Raw genomic sequence first — 19,298 nt, 5'->3', positions numbered from 1 at the left:
TGTCCGGGTGTCTGAACCTCCGGATTATTGCCCTCCTATGTCCAAAGCCCAAGCCACCAGCGCTGACTCTGCGCCGTCCCACAACCAGCTCGATACCAAGGCCCAGGCCTGGTCGGCGCTGTTTTCCGAGCCCATGAGCGACCTGGTCAAGCGCTACACCTCCAGCGTGTTCTTCGACAAGCGCCTGTGGCAGGCCGACATCGCGGGCAGCCTGGCGCATGCCGAGATGCTGGCGGCCCAGGGCGTGATCAGCCAGGAGGACCACGCCTCCATCCAGCGCGGCATGGCGCAGATCACCTCCGAGATCGAGTCCGGCGGCTTCGAATGGAAGCTGGACCTGGAGGACGTGCATCTGAACATCGAGGCGCGCCTGACGCAGCTGGTGGGCGATGCGGGCAAGCGCCTGCACACCGGCCGCAGCCGCAACGACCAGGTGGCCACCGACGTGCGCTTGTGGCTGCGCGGCGAGATCGACCTGATCGGCGACCTGCTCAAGGAATTGCAGGTGTCGCTGGTGGACGTGGCCGAGCAGAACGTCGAGGTGATCCTGCCCGGCTTCACCCACCTGCAGGTGGCCCAGCCCGTGAGCTTCGGCCACCACATGCTGGCCTATGTGGAGATGTTCAAGCGCGATGCCGAACGCATGGCCGATGTGCGCCGCCGCACCAACGTGCTGCCGCTGGGGGCCGCTGCGCTGGCCGGCACCACCTACCCGCTGGACCGCGAGCGCGTGGCCAGGACCCTGGGCATGGAGGGTGTGTGCCAGAACAGCCTGGACGCCGTGAGCGACCGTGACTTCGCCATCGAATTCACCGCCGCCGCCAGCCTGTGCATGGTGCACGTGAGCCGCCTGAGTGAAGAACTCATCATCTGGATGAGCCAGAACTTCGGCTTCATCAAGATCGCCGACCGCTTCACCACGGGCAGCTCGATCATGCCGCAGAAGAAGAACCCCGATGTGCCGGAACTGGCGCGCGGCAAGACCGGCCGCGTGGTCGGCCACCTGATGGGCCTGATCACCCTGATGAAGGGCCAGCCGCTGGCCTACAACAAGGACAACCAGGAGGACAAGGAGCCGCTGTTCGACACCGTGGACACGCTCAAGGACACGCTGCGCATCTTCGCCGAGATGGTCGGCGGCCAGCTGAACCCCGCCACGGGCCAGAAGGAGGGCGGCATCACCGTCAACGCGCCCGCGATGGAGCAGGCCGCGCTCAAGGGCTACGCCACCGCCACCGACCTGGCCGACTACCTGGTCAAGAAGGGCTTGCCCTTCCGCGACGCGCACGAGACCGTGGCCCACGCCGTGAAGGCGGCCACCACGCACGCCTGCGACCTGTCGGAGCTGCCCCTGGCCGTGCTGCAGGGCTTTCACCCGCAGATCGACAAGGACGTGTACGAGTGCCTGAGCCTGCGCGGCTCGCTCAATGCGCGCAACACCTTGGGCGGCACCGCGCCCGCGCAGGTGCGCAGCCAGCTGGAGCGCCACCGCGCGCGCCTGGGAAAATGAGACAACCCCCGGGGCGCTGCGCGCCTTTGCCCGTCTCTCGAATCGCCGCGCAGTTCGGGAAGGGGCACGCCGCCAGCGCACGCCAGCGCAGCGCCGCAGCCACGGCGGGGCGGCCCCTGGTGCGCCGGGACCGCTGGCCTGAACCGTGCTAGGTGTGCGGATGCGCACCCCAGCGACCACATTCGAACAAACCGGAGTTCTGCCATGACGACCACTTTCCGCCGCAGCCTGCTGTCCCGCCTTTTGCGCACCACCGCCCTGGTGGGCGCCGCGCTGACCGTGGGGCTGGCCTTTGCCCAGGCACCCAAGCCCATCCGCCTGCTGGTGGGTTTCCCGCCCGGCGGCGGCACCGATGCGATCGCGCGCACGCTCGCCGAGAAGCTCAAGGACGAATTGGGCCAGCCCGTGGTGGTGGAAAACCGCCCCGGTGCGGGCGGCCAGATCGCCGCGCAGGCGCTCAAGGCCTCGGCGCCGGACGGCACCACGCTGTTCCTCACGCACGACCACACCATCTCCATCCTGCCGCAGGTGGTGAAGAACCCGGGCTTTGATCCGGTGCGCGACTTCGTGCCCGTGGGTGGCTTCGCCACCTTCGTGAACGCGTTCGCCGTCTCGGGCGGCACGCCGGCGAAGTCGTTCCCCGAGTACGTGGCCTGGGTGAAGGCCAGTGGCCACGGCAAGGGCGCGGTCGGCATTCCGGCACCCGCCTCCACGCCCGAGTTCCTGGTCAAGCTGCTGGGCCAGAAGTACCAGCTGGACCTGGTCTCGGCCCCCTACCGGGGCAGTGCGCCCATGATGGCCGACATGCTGGGCAACCAGATCAGCGCGGGCGTGGCCTCGGTGCAGGACTTCATGGAGAACCACAAGGCCGGCAAGGTGCGCGTGGTGGGCGTGCTGGGCACCAGGCGCCAGGCGGCCATGCCCGACGTGCCCACGTTCGACGAGATGGGCCTCAAGGGCTTCGAGGACCTGCCGTACTACGGCATCTACGCACCCACCGGCACGCCGCAGAAGTTCATCACCGACTTCTCGGCCGCGCTGGCCAAGGTCGTGGCCATGCCCGACGTGCGTGACCACCTCACCGCCATGGGGCTCACCGTGGGCCACATGTCGCCCCAGCAGCTGGCCGCCCGCCAGGCTTCCTACACCGACGCCTGGACCCGCATCATCAAGACGAGCGGGTTCGTGGCCCAGTAGTGGGGGTTCCGAAGGGCCGTGGCGCCAGCGCGGCTGGGCAATGAAATAGCCGCCAGCGCTTGTCAATCAAGCGCTGGCGGCTATTGTTTTTGTAGCAATGGAATGAAGCGCCCGGCGGTGCCCCCCGCGGCTTGTCCGGCTACAGCATGGCCTCGCGCTGCTGCTCGGCGCGCGATGCGCCGATGGCGGTTTCCACCTTCTTGACCTCTTCGGGCGGCGGCAGCACGGCGGGCATGCCCAGCGCCTCAATGGCCAGTTCGCGGCACCAGCCCTTGGTGTGGTAGAGGTGGTGGTCCTCGTCCTTTTCCACGGCCTTGTGGGCCGCTTTCAGCGTCTGGCCCACGTCCCCCGTGGCCACCTCGGCCACCTTGCCCAGCAGTTCCCAGTTGGCGTGGTCCTTGGTCTCGGCGTGCACCACGCATTCGCAGGCCACCAGCTGGGCGGCGGCGGGGTCGCCCCCCTGTTTCGCCAGCAGCATGGCCTTGACCAGGGATTCGCCGATGTGCTTGACCACCGCCCGGCTGGGTGACTGCGCGGCCGGGTCCAGGCCCAGGGCGTCGCACAGGCTGCGCACCACCTCCTGGTGGGTCAGGGTTTCTTCCAGATAGGTCTGCCATTCCTTCTTGAGATCCGGGTTCACGGCGCAGGTGAGCGCGGTGCGGTACACCTGCTCGCCGCCGAGTTCGGTCTCCATCATCTGGAGCACGAGATCATCAAGCTGGTGGCTGTCATAGTGGGCTTTGGGCATGGTTTCTCCTTCGGTGGTTGGGTTGGCAATGGGGTGTGCGCAGGGGGTGTTCGTTCATGCGAGGGTGCGGACCCTGGGTTCGCGCTCCCATTGGCGGGTCTGCGCGGCAGCCAGGAAGCCCTGCACGTCGGCCGGGTCCACCACGCCCGCATCGGGCTCGATGCCCCCGGCCTGCAGGATGGCCTGGGTGCCCTTGCAGGCCGCGATGGCCTTGAGGTGCCCGAACGCGTCGCGGAACCAGTCCACGGCGGCGGCCTCCTGGGCCAGCTGCGCGCCCATCTCGGGCGACAGCACCGAGGCCACGGCGTCGAACACCACCGAGGGCGTGCCTTGCAGCTGCCCGTCGGCGGGCAGCTGGGTGCCGTCCCTGAGCCGGGCACCGCCCACCTTGGGCGCCACGATCTTGACGGTGGCGCCGGCCTTCTCCGCCGCCTTGCGCAGGTTGGCCACCGTGTTGCCGTTGGAGCCGTCGGCCACCAGGATGCCGATGCAGCGGCCCTGCAGCGTGGGCTTCATGCGGTCGATGATGCGCAGCGCGGGAGAGGGCGGCAGGTCCTGCACCGGATCGGCCACCGGCGGTGCGGGGGGCAGGGCCTGCAGGCCCAGCCCGTCGGCCACGCGCCGGGCCAGCTCGGGGTCCACATGCTGCAGGTGGCCCACCACGGCCTCGCGCACATGCGGCGTGCCCACCTTGGACAATTCGAACACCAGCGCGGACGCCATGTGCGCCTGCTCCAGCGGGCTCTGGCTGCGAAAGAACATGCGCGCCTGGCTGTAGTGGTCGGCGAAGCTCTCGGCGCGGATGCGCCCCTTGGCGCCGTCGTCCCCTTGCGCGAAATGCCGCATTCCCAGCGCCTGCGAGGCGCGCGGCGTATCGGCCTGCAGGCTGCTGGGCTCATAGTTCACGCGGCCCTTGGGCACCTGCATCTGCATGTGGCCGTCGCGCTGCATGTTGTGAAAGGGGCACTTGGGCGCATTGATGGGAATCTGCGCGAAGTTGGGCCCGCCCAGGCGCGACAGCTGCGTGTCCAGGTACGAGAACAGGCGGCCCTGCAGCAGCGGGTCGTTGCTGAAGTCGATGCCTGGCGGCACATTGGCGGGGCAATAGGCCACCTGCTCGGTCTCCGCGAAGAAGTTGTCGGGCCAGCGGTTGAGCACCATGCGGCCCACGGGCTGCAGCGGCACCAGTTCCTCGGGAACGAGCTTGGTGGGGTCCAGGTGGTCGAACGGAAAGCGCTCCGCATCCTCTTCGGTGAAGAGCTGCACGGACAGCTCCCATTCCGGGAAATCGCCCGCCTCGATGGCCTCGAACAGGTCGCGCCGGTGGAAGTCGTTGTCCGCCGCCTGCAGCTTCACGGCCTCGTCCCACACCGTGGACTGGATGCCCAGCTTGGGGCGCCAGTGGAATTTCACGAAGGTGCTGTCGCCCGCGGCGTTGATCAGGCGGAAGCTGTGCACGCCGAAGCCTTCCATCATGCGCAGGCTGCGCGGGATGGTGCGGTCGCTCATCGCCCACATGATCATGTGCAGCGACTCGGGCATCAGCGAGATGAAATCCCAGAAGGTGTCGTGCGCGCTGGCCGCCTGGGGAAACGCACGGTCGGGCTCCATCTTGACGGCGTGCACGAGGTCGGGAAACTTCATCGCGTCCTGGATGAAGAACACGGGGATGTTGTTGCCCACCAGGTCCCAGTTGCCCTCGGGGGTATAGAACTTGACGGCGAAGCCGCGCACATCGCGCGGCGTGTCCACCGAACCGGCGCCGCCCGCCACGGTGGAAAAGCGCGTGAACACGGGTGTCTGAACGCCCACCTCCGTGAGCACACGGGCGGTGGTGTACTGCTTGAGGGAATGGGTGAGCTCGAAGAAACCGTGGGCCGCCGAGCCGCGCGCGTGCACGATGCGCTCGGGAATGCGCTCGTGGTCGAAGTGGGTGATCTTCTCGCGCAGGATGAAATCCTCGAGCAGCGTGGGGCCGCGTGGCGACGAACGTAGGGAGTTCTGGTTGTCCGCCACGGGAATGCCCAGCTGCGTGGTGAGCACGGGGTGCTTGCCGCCAGCTTGCTGCTGCAACTCGCCCGCGTTGCCGCGGTAGGTGTCGGCCTGGGTGGAGGAGGGAGCAGCGGGCAGCGTCTTCTTTGCCGCGCCGCGGGTGGTGGGGGTTCGTGCCATGGGCGCTCCTGAACGGTGGGAAGGAAGGGAAACAAACCCCCATCTTTGAGGGCCACACGCCGCCGCGGGGTAGGACGCCACCGTATCGGGCCGTCGTCGGCGGGCGGTGATCCGGCCGGCTGGCCGGATACGTAAGCGCTTGCAACGCCGCGCCGGGTGCAGTGCCGTTTTGTTACGCTTGCCGGTTCCTTCGGAGGGGACAGCGTGAACGCAAAGAAATGGATGCTGGCCACCAGCCTGTCGCTGGCGGCCTGGGGGGCGCAGGCCCTGCAGATCACCAGCTTTTCGCCGCAGGGCGAAGTGGCCCGGGTGCGGCAGGTGGTGGCCAAGTTCGATGCCGCTGCCGTCAACTTTGGCGACCCCAAGGCGCCCGCGCCGCTGGCCCTGAGTTGCAGCGATGCCGGGGCCACCAAGGGCACGGGCCGCTGGACGGGAGAGCGCGAGTGGGTGTTCGACTTCGAGCGCGACCTGCCGCCGGGGGTGCGCTGCACCGCCACCGTCAGGGCAGGGTTCAAATCGGCCGCTGGCGCTGAATTGACGGGCGCGAAAAGCTATCAATTCAATAGCGGAGGGCCATTCGTGCAGGCCATTCGCCCGAACCCCTACCAGGAGATCGACGAAGAGCAGTTCTTCGTGCTGCAGCTCAATGGCCCCGCCACCACCGCCAGCGTGCAGGGCAATGTGTGGTGCACGGCCGAAGGCGTGGGCGAGCGCATCCCGGTCCGGTTGATCGAGGGCGCGCAGCGGGCCGAGATCCTGAAGGCGCTGGGCCTGGAGAAAAGCGCCGCGCAGGAGCCCCTGCAGTACGCCGCGCTGGCCTGCAACCGGCGGTTCACGTCCGGTTCGCGCATGCAGGTCGTGTTCGGCAAGGGCGTCGCCACGCCCAGCGGGGTGGCCAACGCGGTGGAAAAACGCTTTGACTTCAAGGTGCGCGAGCCCTTCTCGGCCGAATTCAGCTGTGAGCGGGAGAACGCGCAGGCGGCCTGCCTGCCCATCCGTCCGCTGCAGCTGTCCTTCAATGCCCCCGTGCCGCGCAAGCTTGCAGCGGCCATCCGCCTCAAATCGGCCAAGGAGACGCTCCAGCCCCGGATGGAAGGCGCGGGCGACGGCCAGGCGGGCGATGCGCTGGTGAACAGCGTGCAGTTCGCCGCGCCCCTGGCCGAGAACACGGCGTTCACGCTGGAGCTGCCCAAGGACCTCAAGGACGCCTCGGGCCGTCCGCTGCGCAATGCCGACAGCTTTCCGCTGAAGGTGGCCACGGGCGGCATGCCGCCGCTGGCCAAGTTCGCGGCGGCGCCGTTCGGCATCGTGGAGCGTTTTGCCGAGGGGCCGCGCTCCGACAAGCCCCCCGCCCTGCTGCCGGTGACGCTGCGCAATGTCGAGGCGGCGCTGCGCGTGCAGGGGCTGCAGCCGGGCGCCGAGGCGCCGGCAGGCAAGGTGAGCACGCTCAAGCCCCGCACCGATGCGGACATCATCGCGTGGTTCCGCAAGGTGCAGCGCTATGACAACTACGTGGTGAACCGCAAGCAGGCGCGGCAGGACGTGAGCGGCCCGCTGCCCAAGGCGCTGGACGAGGAAAAGGAGTACGTGCAGTCGCGCATGCTGTCGCTGCTGGCGGGCAAGGGCGGGGTGAAGACGCTGGACCTGCCCAGGCCTTCCGGCAACGACCCGCGCCCGTTCGAGGTGGTGGGCATTCCCCTCACGCCTGGGTTCCACGTGGTGGAGATCGCCTCGCAGAAGCTGGGCGCCTCGCTGCTCGACGAACGCCATGGCGATGCCCGCACGATGTATGTGCGCACCTCGGCCCTGGTCACCAACCTGGGCGTGCATTTCAAGCTGGGCCGCGAGAACGCACTGGCCTGGGTGACCACGCTCGACAAGGGCCAGCCGGTGCAGGGCGCCACGGTGCGTGTGTCCGACTGCAAGGGCAACGAGCTGGCGCAGGCCATCACCAACGACCAGGGGGTCGCGAACATCGAGGGCCTGTCGTCCGAACCGCCGCGCTGCGGCGATGCCTACCACGGCGGCGATGGCGGCCAGGCCTATTTCGTGAGTGCGCGCCACAAGGGCGACGACGGCGTGGAGGACATGGCCTTCACCTGGAGCGACTGGCAGCGCGGCATCGAGCCCTGGCGCTTCAACGTGCCCACGAACAGCGACCCGCGCCCCAGCGAGCGGGCCCACACCATCTTCGACCGCACCCTGTTCCGGGCGGGCGAAACCGTGTCGATGAAGCACGTGCTGCGCTCTGAAACCCGCCAGGGGTTCGCGCTGCCCGCGCAGCGGCCCGAGACCCTGGTCATCACCCATGTGGGCAGCGGCCAGCAATTCACCCAGAGCCTCGCATGGCGCGCGACCGCCACCGGGGGGCTGAGCGCGCAGAGCAGCTTCGCCGTGCCGCCCGCCGCCAAGCTCGGCGTGTACCAGGTGGAGCTGCGCAGCGATTCCGACAATGAGCGCAGCTTCAGCTCGGGCGAGTTCCGCGTGGAGGAATTCCGCCTGCCGGTGCTCGAAGGGCGCATTGCGCCGGCCGACAAGAAGGCGCTGGTGCGCGTGCGCTCGGTGCCCACCGACGTGCAGGTCAATTACGTGGCGGGCGGCGGCGCGGCCCATCTGCCGGTGCGGGTGTCCGCCCTGGTGCGCGGCAAGAGCCTGCAGTACGCCGACTACGAGGCCTTCAGCTTCAACCCTCCGCGCAAGCGCGCGCAGGCCTCCAGCGCGGGTGGCGACGACGAGGAGCCCGCCGCCAGCCAGGACGCGCGCGTGATCGCTGACAAGCTGCCGCTCACGCTGAACAAGGACGGGGCGGGCAAGCTGACCATCGACAACGTGCCCCAGGCGCGCGAACCACAGGAATTGCTGATGGAGGCCACGTATGCCGACCCCAACGGCGAGGTGCAGACCCTGCGCGGCACGCACACGCTGTGGCCCGCCGGCGTGGTGGCGGGCGTGAAGACCGAGGGCTGGGTCTCGGCCCGCCAGAAGATCCGCTACCAGGCCCTGGCGCTGCAGCACGACGGCAAGCCCGCCGCCGACACCTCGCTGCAGGTGCAGGCCATCGCGCGCATCACGACCACCACGCGCAAGCGCATGGTGGGCGGCTTCTACAGCTATGACAACCAGACCGAAACGAAAGACCTGGGCACGCTGTGCAGCGGCAAGAGCGACGCGCGCGGCCTGCTGCTGTGCGAGTCCAGGCTGGATGAGCCCGGCGAGGTGGAACTGGTGGTCACGGCCACCGACCGCGACGGCAACACCAGCGTGGCCGCCTCGTCGGTGTGGGTCACGCGCCAGGGCGAGCTGTGGTTTGGCGGCGAGGACCACGACCGCATCGACCTGCTGCCCGAGAAGAAAAGCTACCAGCCGGGCGAGACCGCCAAGTTCCAGGTGCGCATGCCGTTCCGCTTTGCCACGGCACTGGTGGCGGTGGAGCGCGAGGGCGTCATCGACACCCAGGTGGTGCAGCTCAACGGCCAGGACCCGACGGTGAGCCTGAAGGTGCAGCCGGATTGGGGCCCGAACGTGTACGTGAGCGTGCTGGCCCTGCGCGGGCGCCTGCGCGAGGTGCCGTGGTACAGCTTCTTCACCTGGGGCTTCAAGGCGCCGCGCGAGTGGTGGACCTCGTTCTGGTACGAGGGCAAGGAGTACCAGGCGCCCACGGCGCTGGTGGACCTGTCCAAGCCCGCCTTCCGGCTGGGCCTGGCCGAGATCCGCGTGGGCACGCAGGCCCACCAGATCAGCGTGAAGGTGGCGGCCGACAAGGAAAGCTATGCCGTGCGCGGCAAGGCGCAGGTCACCATCACCGCCACGTTGCCGGGCGGCAAGCCCGCCGCCAATGCCGAGGTGGCCGTGGCCGCCGTGGACCAGGCGCTGCTGGAGCTGATGCCCAACACCAGCTGGAACCTGCTCGAAGCCATGCTCCAGCGCCGCAGCTGGGGCGTGGAGACCTCCACCGCGCAGATGGAGATCATCGGCCGGCGCCACTATGGCAAGAAGGCCGTGCCTGCCGGCGGCGGAGGGGGCAGGGCGCAGACGCGCGAGCTGCTCGACACGCTGCTGCTGTGGGAGCCGGCCCTGCAGCTGGACGCCAACGGCCAGGCCAAGGTGACGGTGCCGCTCAATGACGCGCTGACCACGTTCAAGATCGTGGCGGTGGCCGATGCGTCCACCGGCCTGTTCGGCACCGGCAGCACCAGCATCCGCGCCACGCAGGACTTGCAGATCATCAGCGGCCTGCCGCCCCTGGTGCGCGAGGACGACCAGTTCCGCGCGCAGATCACGCTGCGCAACACCACCAAGGCGGCGATGAAGGTCGAGGTAGCGCCGCGCGCCACGCTGCTGGAGCTCAAGCCCCAGACCGTCGACATCCCCGCCGGCGAGTCGCGCGAGGTGGCCTGGAACGTCACCGCGCCGGCCCAGCTGGCGCAGACGCGCTCCGAGTCCATCCTGTGGGAGATCGAGGCCAAGGACACCGTCAGCGGCGCGCGCGATGCCCTCAAGGCACGCCAGCGCATCATCCCCGCCGTGCCGCTCACGGTGCAGCAGGCCACGCTCGTGCAGGTGGACGGCAGCTTCAGCCTGGACGTGAACCCGCCCGCCGATGCGCTGCCGGGCCGGGGCGGCCTCAAGATGTCGCTGCAGCCCAAGCTGGCCGAGGGCCTGCCCGGCGTGCGCGACTGGTGGGCCCGCTACCCGTTCGCCTGCCTGGAGCAAAAGACCAGCAAGGCCGTGGGCCTGCGTGACGGCGCGCTGTGGCAGACCGTGGTGGCGCAGCTGCCCACCTACCTGGACAGCGACGGTCTGGCCAACTACTTCCCGCCGCGCGACGGCGACGCCAACCGGGGCAGCGACACGCTCACGGCCTACGTGCTGGCGGCCACGCACGAGGCGGCCAGCCTCAACCCCGCGTTTGCCCTGCCCGACGAGGCCCGCGCGCCCATGGAGCGCGGCTTGATCGCGTTCGTGGAAGGCCGCATCCAGCGCAGCTTCTGGAGCCCGCGCAAGGACCTGGACATGCGCAAGGTGGCCGCGCTGGAGGCGCTCTCGCGCTACGGCAAGGCCCAGGGCCGGATGGTCGGCAGCATCACCATCGCGCCCAACCAGTGGCCCACGCACACGGTGATCGACTGGGTGAACGTGCTCAAACGCGTGGCCGACGTGCCCGAGCGCGACAAGCGCCTGGCCGAGGCCCTGCAGATCCTGCGCAGCCGCCTGTCGTTCCAGGGCACCAAGCTGAACTTCAGCACCGAGCAGGACGACTACTGGTGGTGGCTGATGCAGAACGGCGACGTGAACACCGCGCGCCTGATGCTCGCGGTGATGGACGACCCGGCCTGGAAGGACGACATGGGCCGCCTGGCCAACGGCTTCATCAGCCGCCAGCAGGCCGGCGCCTGGCACACCACCACGGCCAACCTGTGGGGCGGGCTGGCGCTGGAGAAGTTCAGCGCCAGGTTCGAGGCCACGCCGGTGTCGGGCACCACCAGGGCCGCCATGGGCACCCACAACGCGGCGGTGGACTGGAGCAAGGTCGAGCGCGTGAAGACCACCGACCTGACGGGCGCTGCGCACCAGGCCACCTGGTTCGGCGCGCCTGCGTCGCCGGGCAACCTGAAGAACAACGGCATGTTCCTGCCCTGGGGCAAAGCGGGTGGCAAGGAGCCACTGGCCGTCACGCACCAGGGCCCCGGCAAGCCCTGGCTCACGCTGCAGTCGGTGGCCGCCATCCAGCTGAAGGCGCCTTTTGCCGCCGGGTACTCCATCACCAAGACGGTGACGCCCGTGGAGCAGGCCAACAAGGCGCTGCCGCCCGGCCAGTACACGCGCGGCGACGTGCTGCGCGTGACCCTGGAGGTGAACGCCAGCGCCGACATGACCTGGGTGGCCATCACCGACCCGGTCCCGGGCGGCGCCACCATCCTGGGCAGCGGCCTGGGCCGCGACTCGGCCATCGCCACGCAGGGCGAGAAGGCGAAGAGCGGCGCGGGCTGGCCCGCATTCGAGGAGCGCAGCTTCGAGGCCTTCCGCAGCTACTACGAGTACCTGCCCAAGGGCACGGTCAAGATGGAGTACACCGTGCGCCTGAACAACGTGGGCGATTTCGCGTTGCCCCCGAGCCGCGTGGAGGCCATGTACGCGCCCGAGATGTTCGGCGAGCTGCCCAACGCGCGGGTCAAGGTGGAGGCGGCCAGGTAGCCGCGGCGCCGTGCCACGCCCCGTCATGAGCCGTCCCCGGAGCCGCGCGCCATGAGCCTCAGTGTCTTCGTGGAACTGCGGTTCTGGCTGCTGGTGGCGTTTTCCCTGGTGCTGCCCGCGGGCATCTATGGGCTGCTGCTGGCCACGCGCTCGATCTCGCGCATGGCGGTGCTGGGTTTTGGCGTGGCGCTGGTGCTGATCGCGGGCGTGGACGTGTACCTGCTGCAATCGCTCGCGGCCCTGGCCAAAGGCACGCCGTCGCTGGCGGACGACGCGGTGTTCATCTCCGAGCTGTCGATTGCCCTGTATATCCTGCCGGTGGTGTTCGGCGGCATCGGGGTCAACCTGATCTCGCACGTGCTGCTGCGCCACCTGACCGAGGCCGAAACGCGGTTCGACCGGGAGCATCGGGATGACTGACCGTGGCCGGCCCGTGGTGCCCGGGCGGGCGCGCAGGCCGTACAAGGGGTGGGCCGTGGCGGCCCTGTCCGCCTTCCTGGCGGCGCCCGCGGCGGCCATCGCGACTTTCGAGGAGGTGCGCGCGGACTTCAGACCGTCCGACACCGTGCTCCTCTCGCGCGAGGGCGAGGTGCTGCAGCGCCTGCGCACCGACACCACCGTGCGCCGTGGCCAGTGGGTGGCGCTGGCCGACATTTCACCCGCGCTGCGCACGGCCCTGGTGCTCAGCGAGGACAAGCGTTTCTTCGAGCACAGCGGGGTGGACTGGCAAGCCGCCTCGGCCGCCGCCTGGGGCAACCTGTGGAACCAGCGCACGCGCGGGGCCAGCACCATCACCATGCAGCTGGCGGGCCTGCTCGATGGGGACTGGCGCCAGGGGCCGGGCGGGCGCTCGGTGGCGCAAAAGCTCGGCCAGACGGTGGCCGCGCAGGTGCTGGACCGGCGCTGGCGCAAGGACCAGATCCTGGAGGCCTACCTCAACCTCGTACCCTTTCGCAGCGAACTGGTGGGCATCGACGCCCTGAGCCGCACGCTGTTCGGCAAGGCCGCCCATGGCCTGGACGAGCGCGAGGCAGCCGTGGCGGCCGCGCTGGTGCGCGCGCCCAACGCGCGCCCCGGCCTGGTGGCGCAGCGGGCCTGCGGGGTGCTGCGCGACATGCGGGCGCAGCAGCCACCGGCGCGGCCGCCATCCCTGGCCTCCGGCCGTCCGGCACAGCACCTGCCCCCCGTGGACTGCGATGCCCTGGACCTGTTCGCCACGGCGGCGCTGCAGCGCCGCGCGTTCGATGCGAGCGAGGGCGTGGCCCCCCACTTCGCGCGGCACTTGCTGCGCCAGCGCTTCAAGGAAGGGGGCGTGGTGCCCGAGCGCGTGCAGAGCACGCTGCGCGCGCCGCTGCAGCGCTTTGCCGTGCAGACCCTGCAGCAGCACCTGCGGGAGCTGCGCGGGCGCAACGTGGAAGACGGCGCGGTGCTGGTGCTGGACAACGCCACGGGCGCGGTGCTGGCCTGGGTGGGCTCGTCGGGGCCGCTGAGCCAGGCCGGCGAGGTGGACGGCGTGCTGGCGCCGCGCCAGCCGGGCTCCACGCTCAAGCCGTTCCTGTATGCGCAGGCCATCGCCGAGCGGCGTCTCACGGCGGCCTCGCTGGTGGACGATTCGCCCGCGCACATCGCCACCGCGGGCGGCCTGTACATCCCGCAGAATTACGACCGCCAGTTCAAGGGCTGGGTGTCGGTGCGCACCGCGCTGGCGGCGTCGCTGAACGTGCCGGCGGTGCGCACGCTGGTCATGGTCACGCCGGACGCGTTCCATCGCCAGCTCTCCGCGGCGGGCATGCCGCTGCGCGAAAACGGGGACTACTTTGGCTACAGCCTCGCGCTGGGCAGCCCCGAGGTGCCGCTGCTGCACCTGTCCAACGCGTTTCGCACCCTCGCCAACGGCGGGCGCCTGAGCCCGGTGGCATGGGCGCAGGCGCCCCCTTGCAAGGCCCCGGCCTTCGTCCCCGCGCTCGATCCGCGCGCGGCCTTCATCGTGGGCGACATCCTGTCCGACGGCAATGCGCGGGCGCGCACCTTTGGCACCGACAGCGTGCTGGCCACGCGCTTCTGGACCGCCGTGAAGACCGGCACCAGCAAGGACATGCGCGACAACTGGGCCGTGGGCTGGTCCGCGCGCTACACCGTGGGCGTATGGGTGGGCAATGCCAGCGGCGCGGCCATGCACGACGTGAGCGGCACCAGCGGCGCCGCGCCCATCTGGGCCGCGGTCATGGGCTTCCTGCACGCGCGCGAACCCAGCCGCGCCCCCAAGGCGCCCCCGGGCCTTGCCCGGGCCGCCGTGCAATTCGGGCCCGCCGCGCCACAGCCCGGTGGCGCGGGCGACGCCCGCCAGCCCCTGGAGGCGGCGCGGCAGGAGTGGTTCCTGGAGGGCACCCAGCAGCCCCTGTTTGCTATTGATTCAGGAGCTAACGGGCAAGACGAACCCAGCACCAGCACCAAAAGAACCCCCCATCCCCCGGGGCGCGAGGCCGGGGCGGCCGCGCCGGGCCTTGGCGCGCGCATCACGGCGCCGGCCCCTGGCACCATCATCGCGCTGGACCCGGACATCCCTCCCGCGCGCCAGCGCCTGCAGTTCACCGCCACGGGAAGCGGGTGGCTGTGGCGCATGGACGGCAGGCCGCTCGGGCGCGGCGCGCGCGTGGCCTGGATGCCCTGGCCGGGGCGGCACGTGGTGCAGCTCACCGATGCCCAGGGCCAGGTGCTGGACGAGGTCCGCATCGAGGTGCGCGGCGCGGGTGCCGTGGCGCCCGCACCCAGGGCCACTGCGCATTGACGCCACGAAATCCGAGGGATACGGTGTGACTTGCCGCCCGGCACGCCACAGGTAGACGCCTAGAATGGTTACAAGATATTTCTATGCCCTTTCTGCGCCAGTTCTTTTCCCACCGCCTGATCTGGCTGGCCCTGTTGGTCTCGCTGGGCATTGGCGCACTCTTCGCACGCACGATCTGGACCATTCGCGCTGACGAGTGGAACTACGCCGCCCAGACCAACGCCAATCTCGCGCGCACGCTGGAGCAGGGGCTGAGCTGGGCGCTCGACACGTTCGACAAATCGCTGGAAGGCGTGGCGCGCGAGGTGGGCAGGCCCGAGGTGTGGGCCCTGCCGCCCGACCTGCGCGCCCGGGTGGTGTTCGACAACTCCCTGCGCGCGCGTGGCGCGGGCGATGTGCTGGTGCTCGACACCCTGGGCAACGTGGTGCTCGATTCGGGCCCGCTGCCGCCGCGCCGGGTCAACTTCGCGGACCGCGACTATTTCACGGCGTTCCAGTCGGGCGGGCACCAGGGCCTGTTCGTGGGCAAGCCCGTGCCCTCGCGCGTGACCGGGCTCAACATCCTGCCGGTCTCGCGCGCCTACTACCGCCCGGACGGCAGCTTCGCCGGGGTGGTGGTGGGCGCCATCAGCCTGAGCTATTTCAATGAGCTGTTCGGTTCGCTCGACATGGGCCCCCACAGCGGCGTGAACCTGTTTCGCAGCGACGGCGTCGTGATCACCCGGTTTCCCTATGGCGACGCCGACGTGGGCCGCAGCCTGGCGGGCACCCCCAACATGATCCGCTTCCAGACGGAGGGCACGGGCACCTTCATCGGCACGTCCACCATCGACGGCATGGAGCGCCTGTATTCGTTCCGTCCCGTGGGGCGCTATCCGCTGATCCTCAACGTGGCGCAGTCCACCGACACCGTCCTGGCCAAGTGGTACCGCAGCGCCTGGGTGCTGGGCGGGTTCGCGCTGCTGCTGATGGTCAGCTGCGTGGGGCTGGCCACGCTGTTCGTGCGCGAGCTCACGCTGCGCCAGCAGGTCTCCGCGCGGCTGCGCGAGGCCGAACGCAACACGCGCACCATTCTCGACAACATGCCCTCGATGATCGGCTACTGGGATGCCGGGCTGCGCAACCGGTTCGCCAACCAGGTCTATTTCGAGTGGTTCGGCGTGCGGCCCGAGCGCATGCCCGGCATGCACCTGAGCGACCTGCTCGGGCCGGAGCTGTTCGCGCAGAACAAGCCGTTCCTGGACAGGGCGCTGCTGGGCGAGCCGCAACTGTTCGAGCGCACCTTCGCGGATGTGCATGGCGTTGCGCGCCACACCATGGCCTCCTACCTGCCTGACACCGAGGGCGGCAAGGTGCGTGGCATCTTCGTGCAGGTGACGGACATCTCGGAACGCAAGCGCATGGAGGACGAACTGTTTGACGAGAAGGAGCGCGTGCGCCTCACGCTGCAGTCCATCGGAGACGCGGTGGTCTGCGCGGACGCCCATGGAGCGGTCACGTACCTGAACCCGGTGGCCGAGCGCCTGACCGGCTGGCAGGCCTTCGACGCGGCGGGCCACAACGTGGACGAGGTGGTGAACCTGCGCAGCCCCGACAACGACGCGGTGCTGGCCAGCCCCTTGCGCCAGGCCATGGAGCAGGGCCTGGCGGTGGAAGCGGTGCGCGGCGTGGTCCTGCACCGCACCAGCGGGCAGCGCTTTCAGGTGGAGGAAACCTCCAGCCCCATCACCGACCGCCATGGGGCCGTGACGGGCGCCGTGGCCGTGCTGCGCGATGTGACCGAATCGGTGGTCATGGCCGAGCGCATGGCGCACCTCGCCCAGTACGACGCGCTGACCGACCTGCCCAACCGCGTGCTGCTGCAGGACCGCGCCCAGCTGGCCATCTCGCAGGCGCGCCGCGACGGCAAGTGCCTGGCCGTGATGTACCTGGACCTGGACGGCTTCAAGGACGTGAATGACACCCTCGGCCACGATGTGGGCGACCTGCTGCTGGTGCAGTTCGCCCAGCGCCTGAAGGCCGCCGTGCGCGCCTCGGACACCGTGTGCCGCCAGGGCGGCGACGAATTCGTGGTGCTGCTGCCGGGGCTGGACGGCGCCGAGCCCGCGTGCAGCGTGGCGTGCAAGATCCTCGCGTCCTGCGACCTGCCTTTCGAGCTGGCGGGGCGGGTGCTGCAGATCGGGCTGAGCGGCGGCATCGCGCTGTACCCCCAGCATGGTGACACCTTCGACGCGCTTTCGCGCCATGCCGACAGCGCCATGTACGCCGCCAAGCGCGGCGGGCGCATGCGCTTCATGCTCTACCGGGGCCCGGACGAGGCGCCCGAGGTCGTGCTGGCCGACAACGCGGGAGGCCGCGTGCGCTGAGCATGCGGCGGTGCGACGCGGTGCGGGGAGGGGGGCCGCATGCCAGAACCCACGGTGGGATCATGTTTTGCTATGAAAATAATAGCTTATTGCGCTTGTGGAATAAGCGCCAGTCGGTGTTTTTGGTGAAAGTCCTGGAGCTTGCGCGGGCCCGCCTCGGCCTGCCTTGGAAATTTGTTGCAGCCCCGCGCAAATAATTTTGATGGCCCGCCAGCGCGCAAGTGCCTACCATCCGCGCAGTTCTTACCGTCCCCTGTGCAACCCCTTCTGGAGCGTCCGCGTGCCTGACTTGTCCAAAATCACCTGCATCGAAGACCTGCGTGTCATCGCCCAGCGGCGCGTGCCGCGCATGTTCTATGACTACGCCGATTCAGGCTCGTACACCGAGGGCACCTACCGCGCCAACGAAAGCGACTTCCAGCGCATCAAGCTGCGCCAGCGCGTGGCCGTGAACATGGAAGGCCGCAGCACGCGCACCACCATGGTGGGGCAGGACGTGGCCATGCCCGTGGCCATCGCGCCCGCGGGCCTCACGGGCATGCAGCATGCCGACGGCGAGATCCTGGGCGCGAAGGCGGCCAAGGCGTTCGGCATCCCGTTCACGCTCTCGACCATGAGCATCTGCTCCCTCGAGGACATCGCCGAGCACACGGGGCGCCACCCGTTCTGGTTCCAGGTGTATGTGATGCGCGACCGCGACTTCATCGAGCGCCTGATCGACCGCGCCAAGGCCGCCAACTGCTCGGCGCTGCAGCTCACGCTGGACCTGCAGATCCTGGGCCAGCGCCACAAGGACATCAAGAACGGACTGTCGGCCCCGCCCAAGCCCACGCTCGCCAACCTCATCAACCTGGCGACCAAGCCGCGCTGGTGCCTGGGCATGCTGGGCACCCCGCGCCGCTCGTTCGGCAACATCGTGGGCCATGCCAAGGGCGTGGGCGACCTGTCCTCGCTCTCGTCCTGGACGGCCGAGCAGTTCGACCCGCAGCTCAACTGGGGCGATGTCGAGTGGATCAAGAAGCGCTGGGGCGGCAAGCTGATCCTCAAGGGCATCATGGACGCGGAGGACGCCCGCCTGGCGGTCGACAGCGGCGCCGATGCGCTCATCGTCAGCAACCACGGCGGCCGCCAGCTGGACGGCGCGCCATCGTCCATCGCCGCGCTGCCCGGCATCGCGGCCGCTGCCGGCAAGGACATCGAGGTGTGGATGGACGGCGGCATCCGCAGCGGGCAGGACGTGCTCAAGGCGCGCGCGCTGGGCGCCCAGGGCACGCTGATCGGGCGCAGTTTCCTCTACGGCCTGGGTGCCTTCGGCGAGGCGGGGGTGACCCGCGCGCTGCAGATCATCCAGAAGGAGCTGGACATCACCATGGCCTTCTGCGGCCACACCAACATCAACACGGTGGACCAGTCCATCCTGCTGCCGGGCACCTACCCCGTCTAACCGTGGCCCGTGCAACCGCGGCCGGCCGGCGCGCAGGACCTACAGCGTCTTCTGCAGCGCCGCGATCTCCCGCTGCAGGGTCTGCACCACGAAGTCCTCGCGCGGCTGCATGCGCGCCGTCATGGCGCTCACGCTGATGGCGCCGACCACCATGCCGCCCCGGTCCCGGATGGGCACGCCAATGCTGGTCACGCCCGCCACGGCGTAGTTGGTGATGCTGGCGTAGCCCCGCGCACGGGCGGTTTCCATCAGGTCCAGCAGGATCTGCCGCGTGAGGCCCCCGTAGGTGGCCAGGTGCGGCTCGATGCGGCCGAGCACCTCGGGCAGTTCGTCCTGCGGCATGAAGCTCAGCAGCGCCAGCCCCCCGCCGCCAATGCCCAGGGGCCGGCGCTTGCCCACTTCCACGGTCAGCACCTGGATCGGAAAGCTGCCGGACTGGCGGTCCAGGCAGAACGAATCCGCCCCGCTGCGCACCATCAGGAAGGCGGTGTCCCCCGTCTCGGCGCTGATGCGTGCGAGGAAGGGCGCGCACTGGTCGCGCAAATTGAAGTGGGTGGACGCCACCAGCCCGAGTTCGTAGGCGAAGTGGCCCAGCCGGTAGCGGCGCCGGGCGTCCTGCATCACCAGCCCCCCTTCGACCAGTTGCTTGAGCAGCCGGTGCACCGTGGGCTGCGCCAGGCCGCTGGCCGCCACCAGCGTGGACAGGCGGGCGCCGGACTTGTGCTCGGAGGAAATCAGCCGCAGCAGCCCGATGGCCCGGTCCAGGCTTTGAACGGTGGTCATGTCATCAAATTCACTGTAAATCCATATTGTGGACTTATTTGCTTTGGCGTCCGGCCGTGCAAAGGAATAATTCAATGAGAAGTTTATTTCACTGA

General features: G+C 69.4%; 10 protein-coding genes. 7 read left to right on the top strand and 3 right to left on the bottom strand.

From position 1 onward, the window contains the following. Positions 1–37 precede the first annotated feature (37 nt). Together argH and KW843_RS13570 are read left to right on the top strand one after the other, a co-directional pair. The gene (gene argH / locus KW843_RS13575; protein WP_218295655.1) at positions 38–1,510 is read left to right on the top strand and encodes an argininosuccinate lyase; all 1,473 of its coding nucleotides are present in this window, start codon (positions 38–40) and stop codon (positions 1,508–1,510) included. 204 nt (positions 1,511–1,714) lie between these two features. Next, positions 1,715–2,707, top strand: a complete 993-nt coding sequence (locus KW843_RS13570; protein ID WP_218295654.1) for a Bug family tripartite tricarboxylate transporter substrate binding protein — start codon at positions 1,715–1,717, stop codon at positions 2,705–2,707. Between the two features lie 139 nt (positions 2,708–2,846). On the opposite strand, the gene KW843_RS13565 is transcribed toward KW843_RS13570, so the two are convergent. Then, positions 2,847–3,455, bottom strand: a complete 609-nt coding sequence (locus KW843_RS13565; protein WP_218295653.1) for a hypothetical protein — start codon at positions 3,453–3,455, stop codon at positions 2,847–2,849. A 54-nt stretch (positions 3,456–3,509) separates the two neighbouring features. Beyond that, positions 3,510–5,627 (bottom strand): catalase, encoded by a 2,118-nt coding sequence (locus KW843_RS13560; RefSeq protein ID WP_218295652.1) that lies wholly within the window; start codon positions 5,625–5,627, stop codon positions 3,510–3,512. A gap of 222 nt (positions 5,628–5,849) precedes the next feature. Here KW843_RS13560 and KW843_RS13555 point away from each other — a divergent pair, with 222 nt between their 5' ends. The 5 genes from KW843_RS13555 to KW843_RS13535 all read left to right on the top strand — a co-directional run bounded on the left by KW843_RS13555 (position 5,850) and on the right by KW843_RS13535 (position 18,420). Further along, positions 5,850–11,822, top strand: coding sequence for an Ig-like domain-containing alpha-2-macroglobulin family protein (locus KW843_RS13555; RefSeq protein ID WP_218295827.1), 5,973 nt, complete (start codon positions 5,850–5,852; stop codon positions 11,820–11,822). Between the two features lie 51 nt (positions 11,823–11,873). Then, on the top strand, positions 11,874–12,242 hold the full coding sequence (locus KW843_RS13550) for a hypothetical protein (RefSeq protein WP_218295651.1): 369 nt from the start codon (positions 11,874–11,876) through the stop codon (positions 12,240–12,242). Then, on the top strand, positions 12,235–14,610 hold the full coding sequence (gene pbpC, locus KW843_RS13545; protein ID WP_218295650.1) for a penicillin-binding protein 1C: 2,376 nt from the start codon (positions 12,235–12,237) through the stop codon (positions 14,608–14,610). Before KW843_RS13550 ends, pbpC begins: the two co-directional genes overlap by 8 nt. An 83-nt stretch (positions 14,611–14,693) precedes the next feature. After that, positions 14,694–16,976, top strand: a complete 2,283-nt coding sequence (locus tag KW843_RS13540; RefSeq protein ID WP_218295649.1) for a diguanylate cyclase domain-containing protein — start codon at positions 14,694–14,696, stop codon at positions 16,974–16,976. A gap of 280 nt (positions 16,977–17,256) precedes the next feature. Further along, positions 17,257–18,420: an L-lactate dehydrogenase gene (locus tag KW843_RS13535; RefSeq protein ID WP_370628496.1), complete on the top strand. Its 1,164-nt coding sequence runs from the start codon at positions 17,257–17,259 to the stop codon at positions 18,418–18,420. 39 nt (positions 18,421–18,459) lie between these two features. On the opposite strand, the gene KW843_RS13530 is transcribed toward KW843_RS13535, so the two are convergent. Beyond that, on the bottom strand, positions 18,460–19,203 hold the full coding sequence (locus KW843_RS13530; RefSeq protein WP_218295648.1) for an IclR family transcriptional regulator: 744 nt from the start codon (positions 19,201–19,203) through the stop codon (positions 18,460–18,462). Positions 19,204–19,298: the final 95 nt, after the last annotated feature.

Source organism: Acidovorax sp. sif1233, assembly GCF_019218755.1.
In the GTDB taxonomy this organism is placed as follows: Bacteria; Pseudomonadota; Gammaproteobacteria; order Burkholderiales; family Burkholderiaceae_C; genus Acidovorax.
The sequence above is the reverse complement of the archived record's forward strand: the minus strand, read 5'-3'. Positions and strand labels throughout refer to the sequence as shown.

Bases quoted from the DNA above. Each gene is read 5' to 3' on its own strand.
- argH (WP_218295655.1), top strand. From the start codon at position 38: ATGTCCAAAGCCCAAGCCACCAGCGCTGACTCTGCGCCGTCCCACAAC.
- KW843_RS13570 (WP_218295654.1), top strand. From the start codon at position 1,715: ATGACGACCACTTTCCGCCGCAGCCTGCTGTCCCGCCTTTTGCGCACC.
- KW843_RS13565 (WP_218295653.1), bottom strand. From the start codon at position 3,455: ATGCCCAAAGCCCACTATGACAGCCACCAGCTTGATGATCTCGTGCTC.
- KW843_RS13560 (WP_218295652.1), bottom strand. From the start codon at position 5,627: ATGGCACGAACCCCCACCACCCGCGGCGCGGCAAAGAAGACGCTGCCC.
- KW843_RS13555 (WP_218295827.1), top strand. From the start codon at position 5,850: ATGCTGGCCACCAGCCTGTCGCTGGCGGCCTGGGGGGCGCAGGCCCTG.
- KW843_RS13550 (WP_218295651.1), top strand. From the start codon at position 11,874: ATGAGCCTCAGTGTCTTCGTGGAACTGCGGTTCTGGCTGCTGGTGGCG.
- pbpC (WP_218295650.1), top strand. From the start codon at position 12,235: ATGACTGACCGTGGCCGGCCCGTGGTGCCCGGGCGGGCGCGCAGGCCG.
- KW843_RS13540 (WP_218295649.1), top strand. From the start codon at position 14,694: ATGCCCTTTCTGCGCCAGTTCTTTTCCCACCGCCTGATCTGGCTGGCC.
- KW843_RS13530 (WP_218295648.1), bottom strand. From the start codon at position 19,203: ATGACCACCGTTCAAAGCCTGGACCGGGCCATCGGGCTGCTGCGGCTG.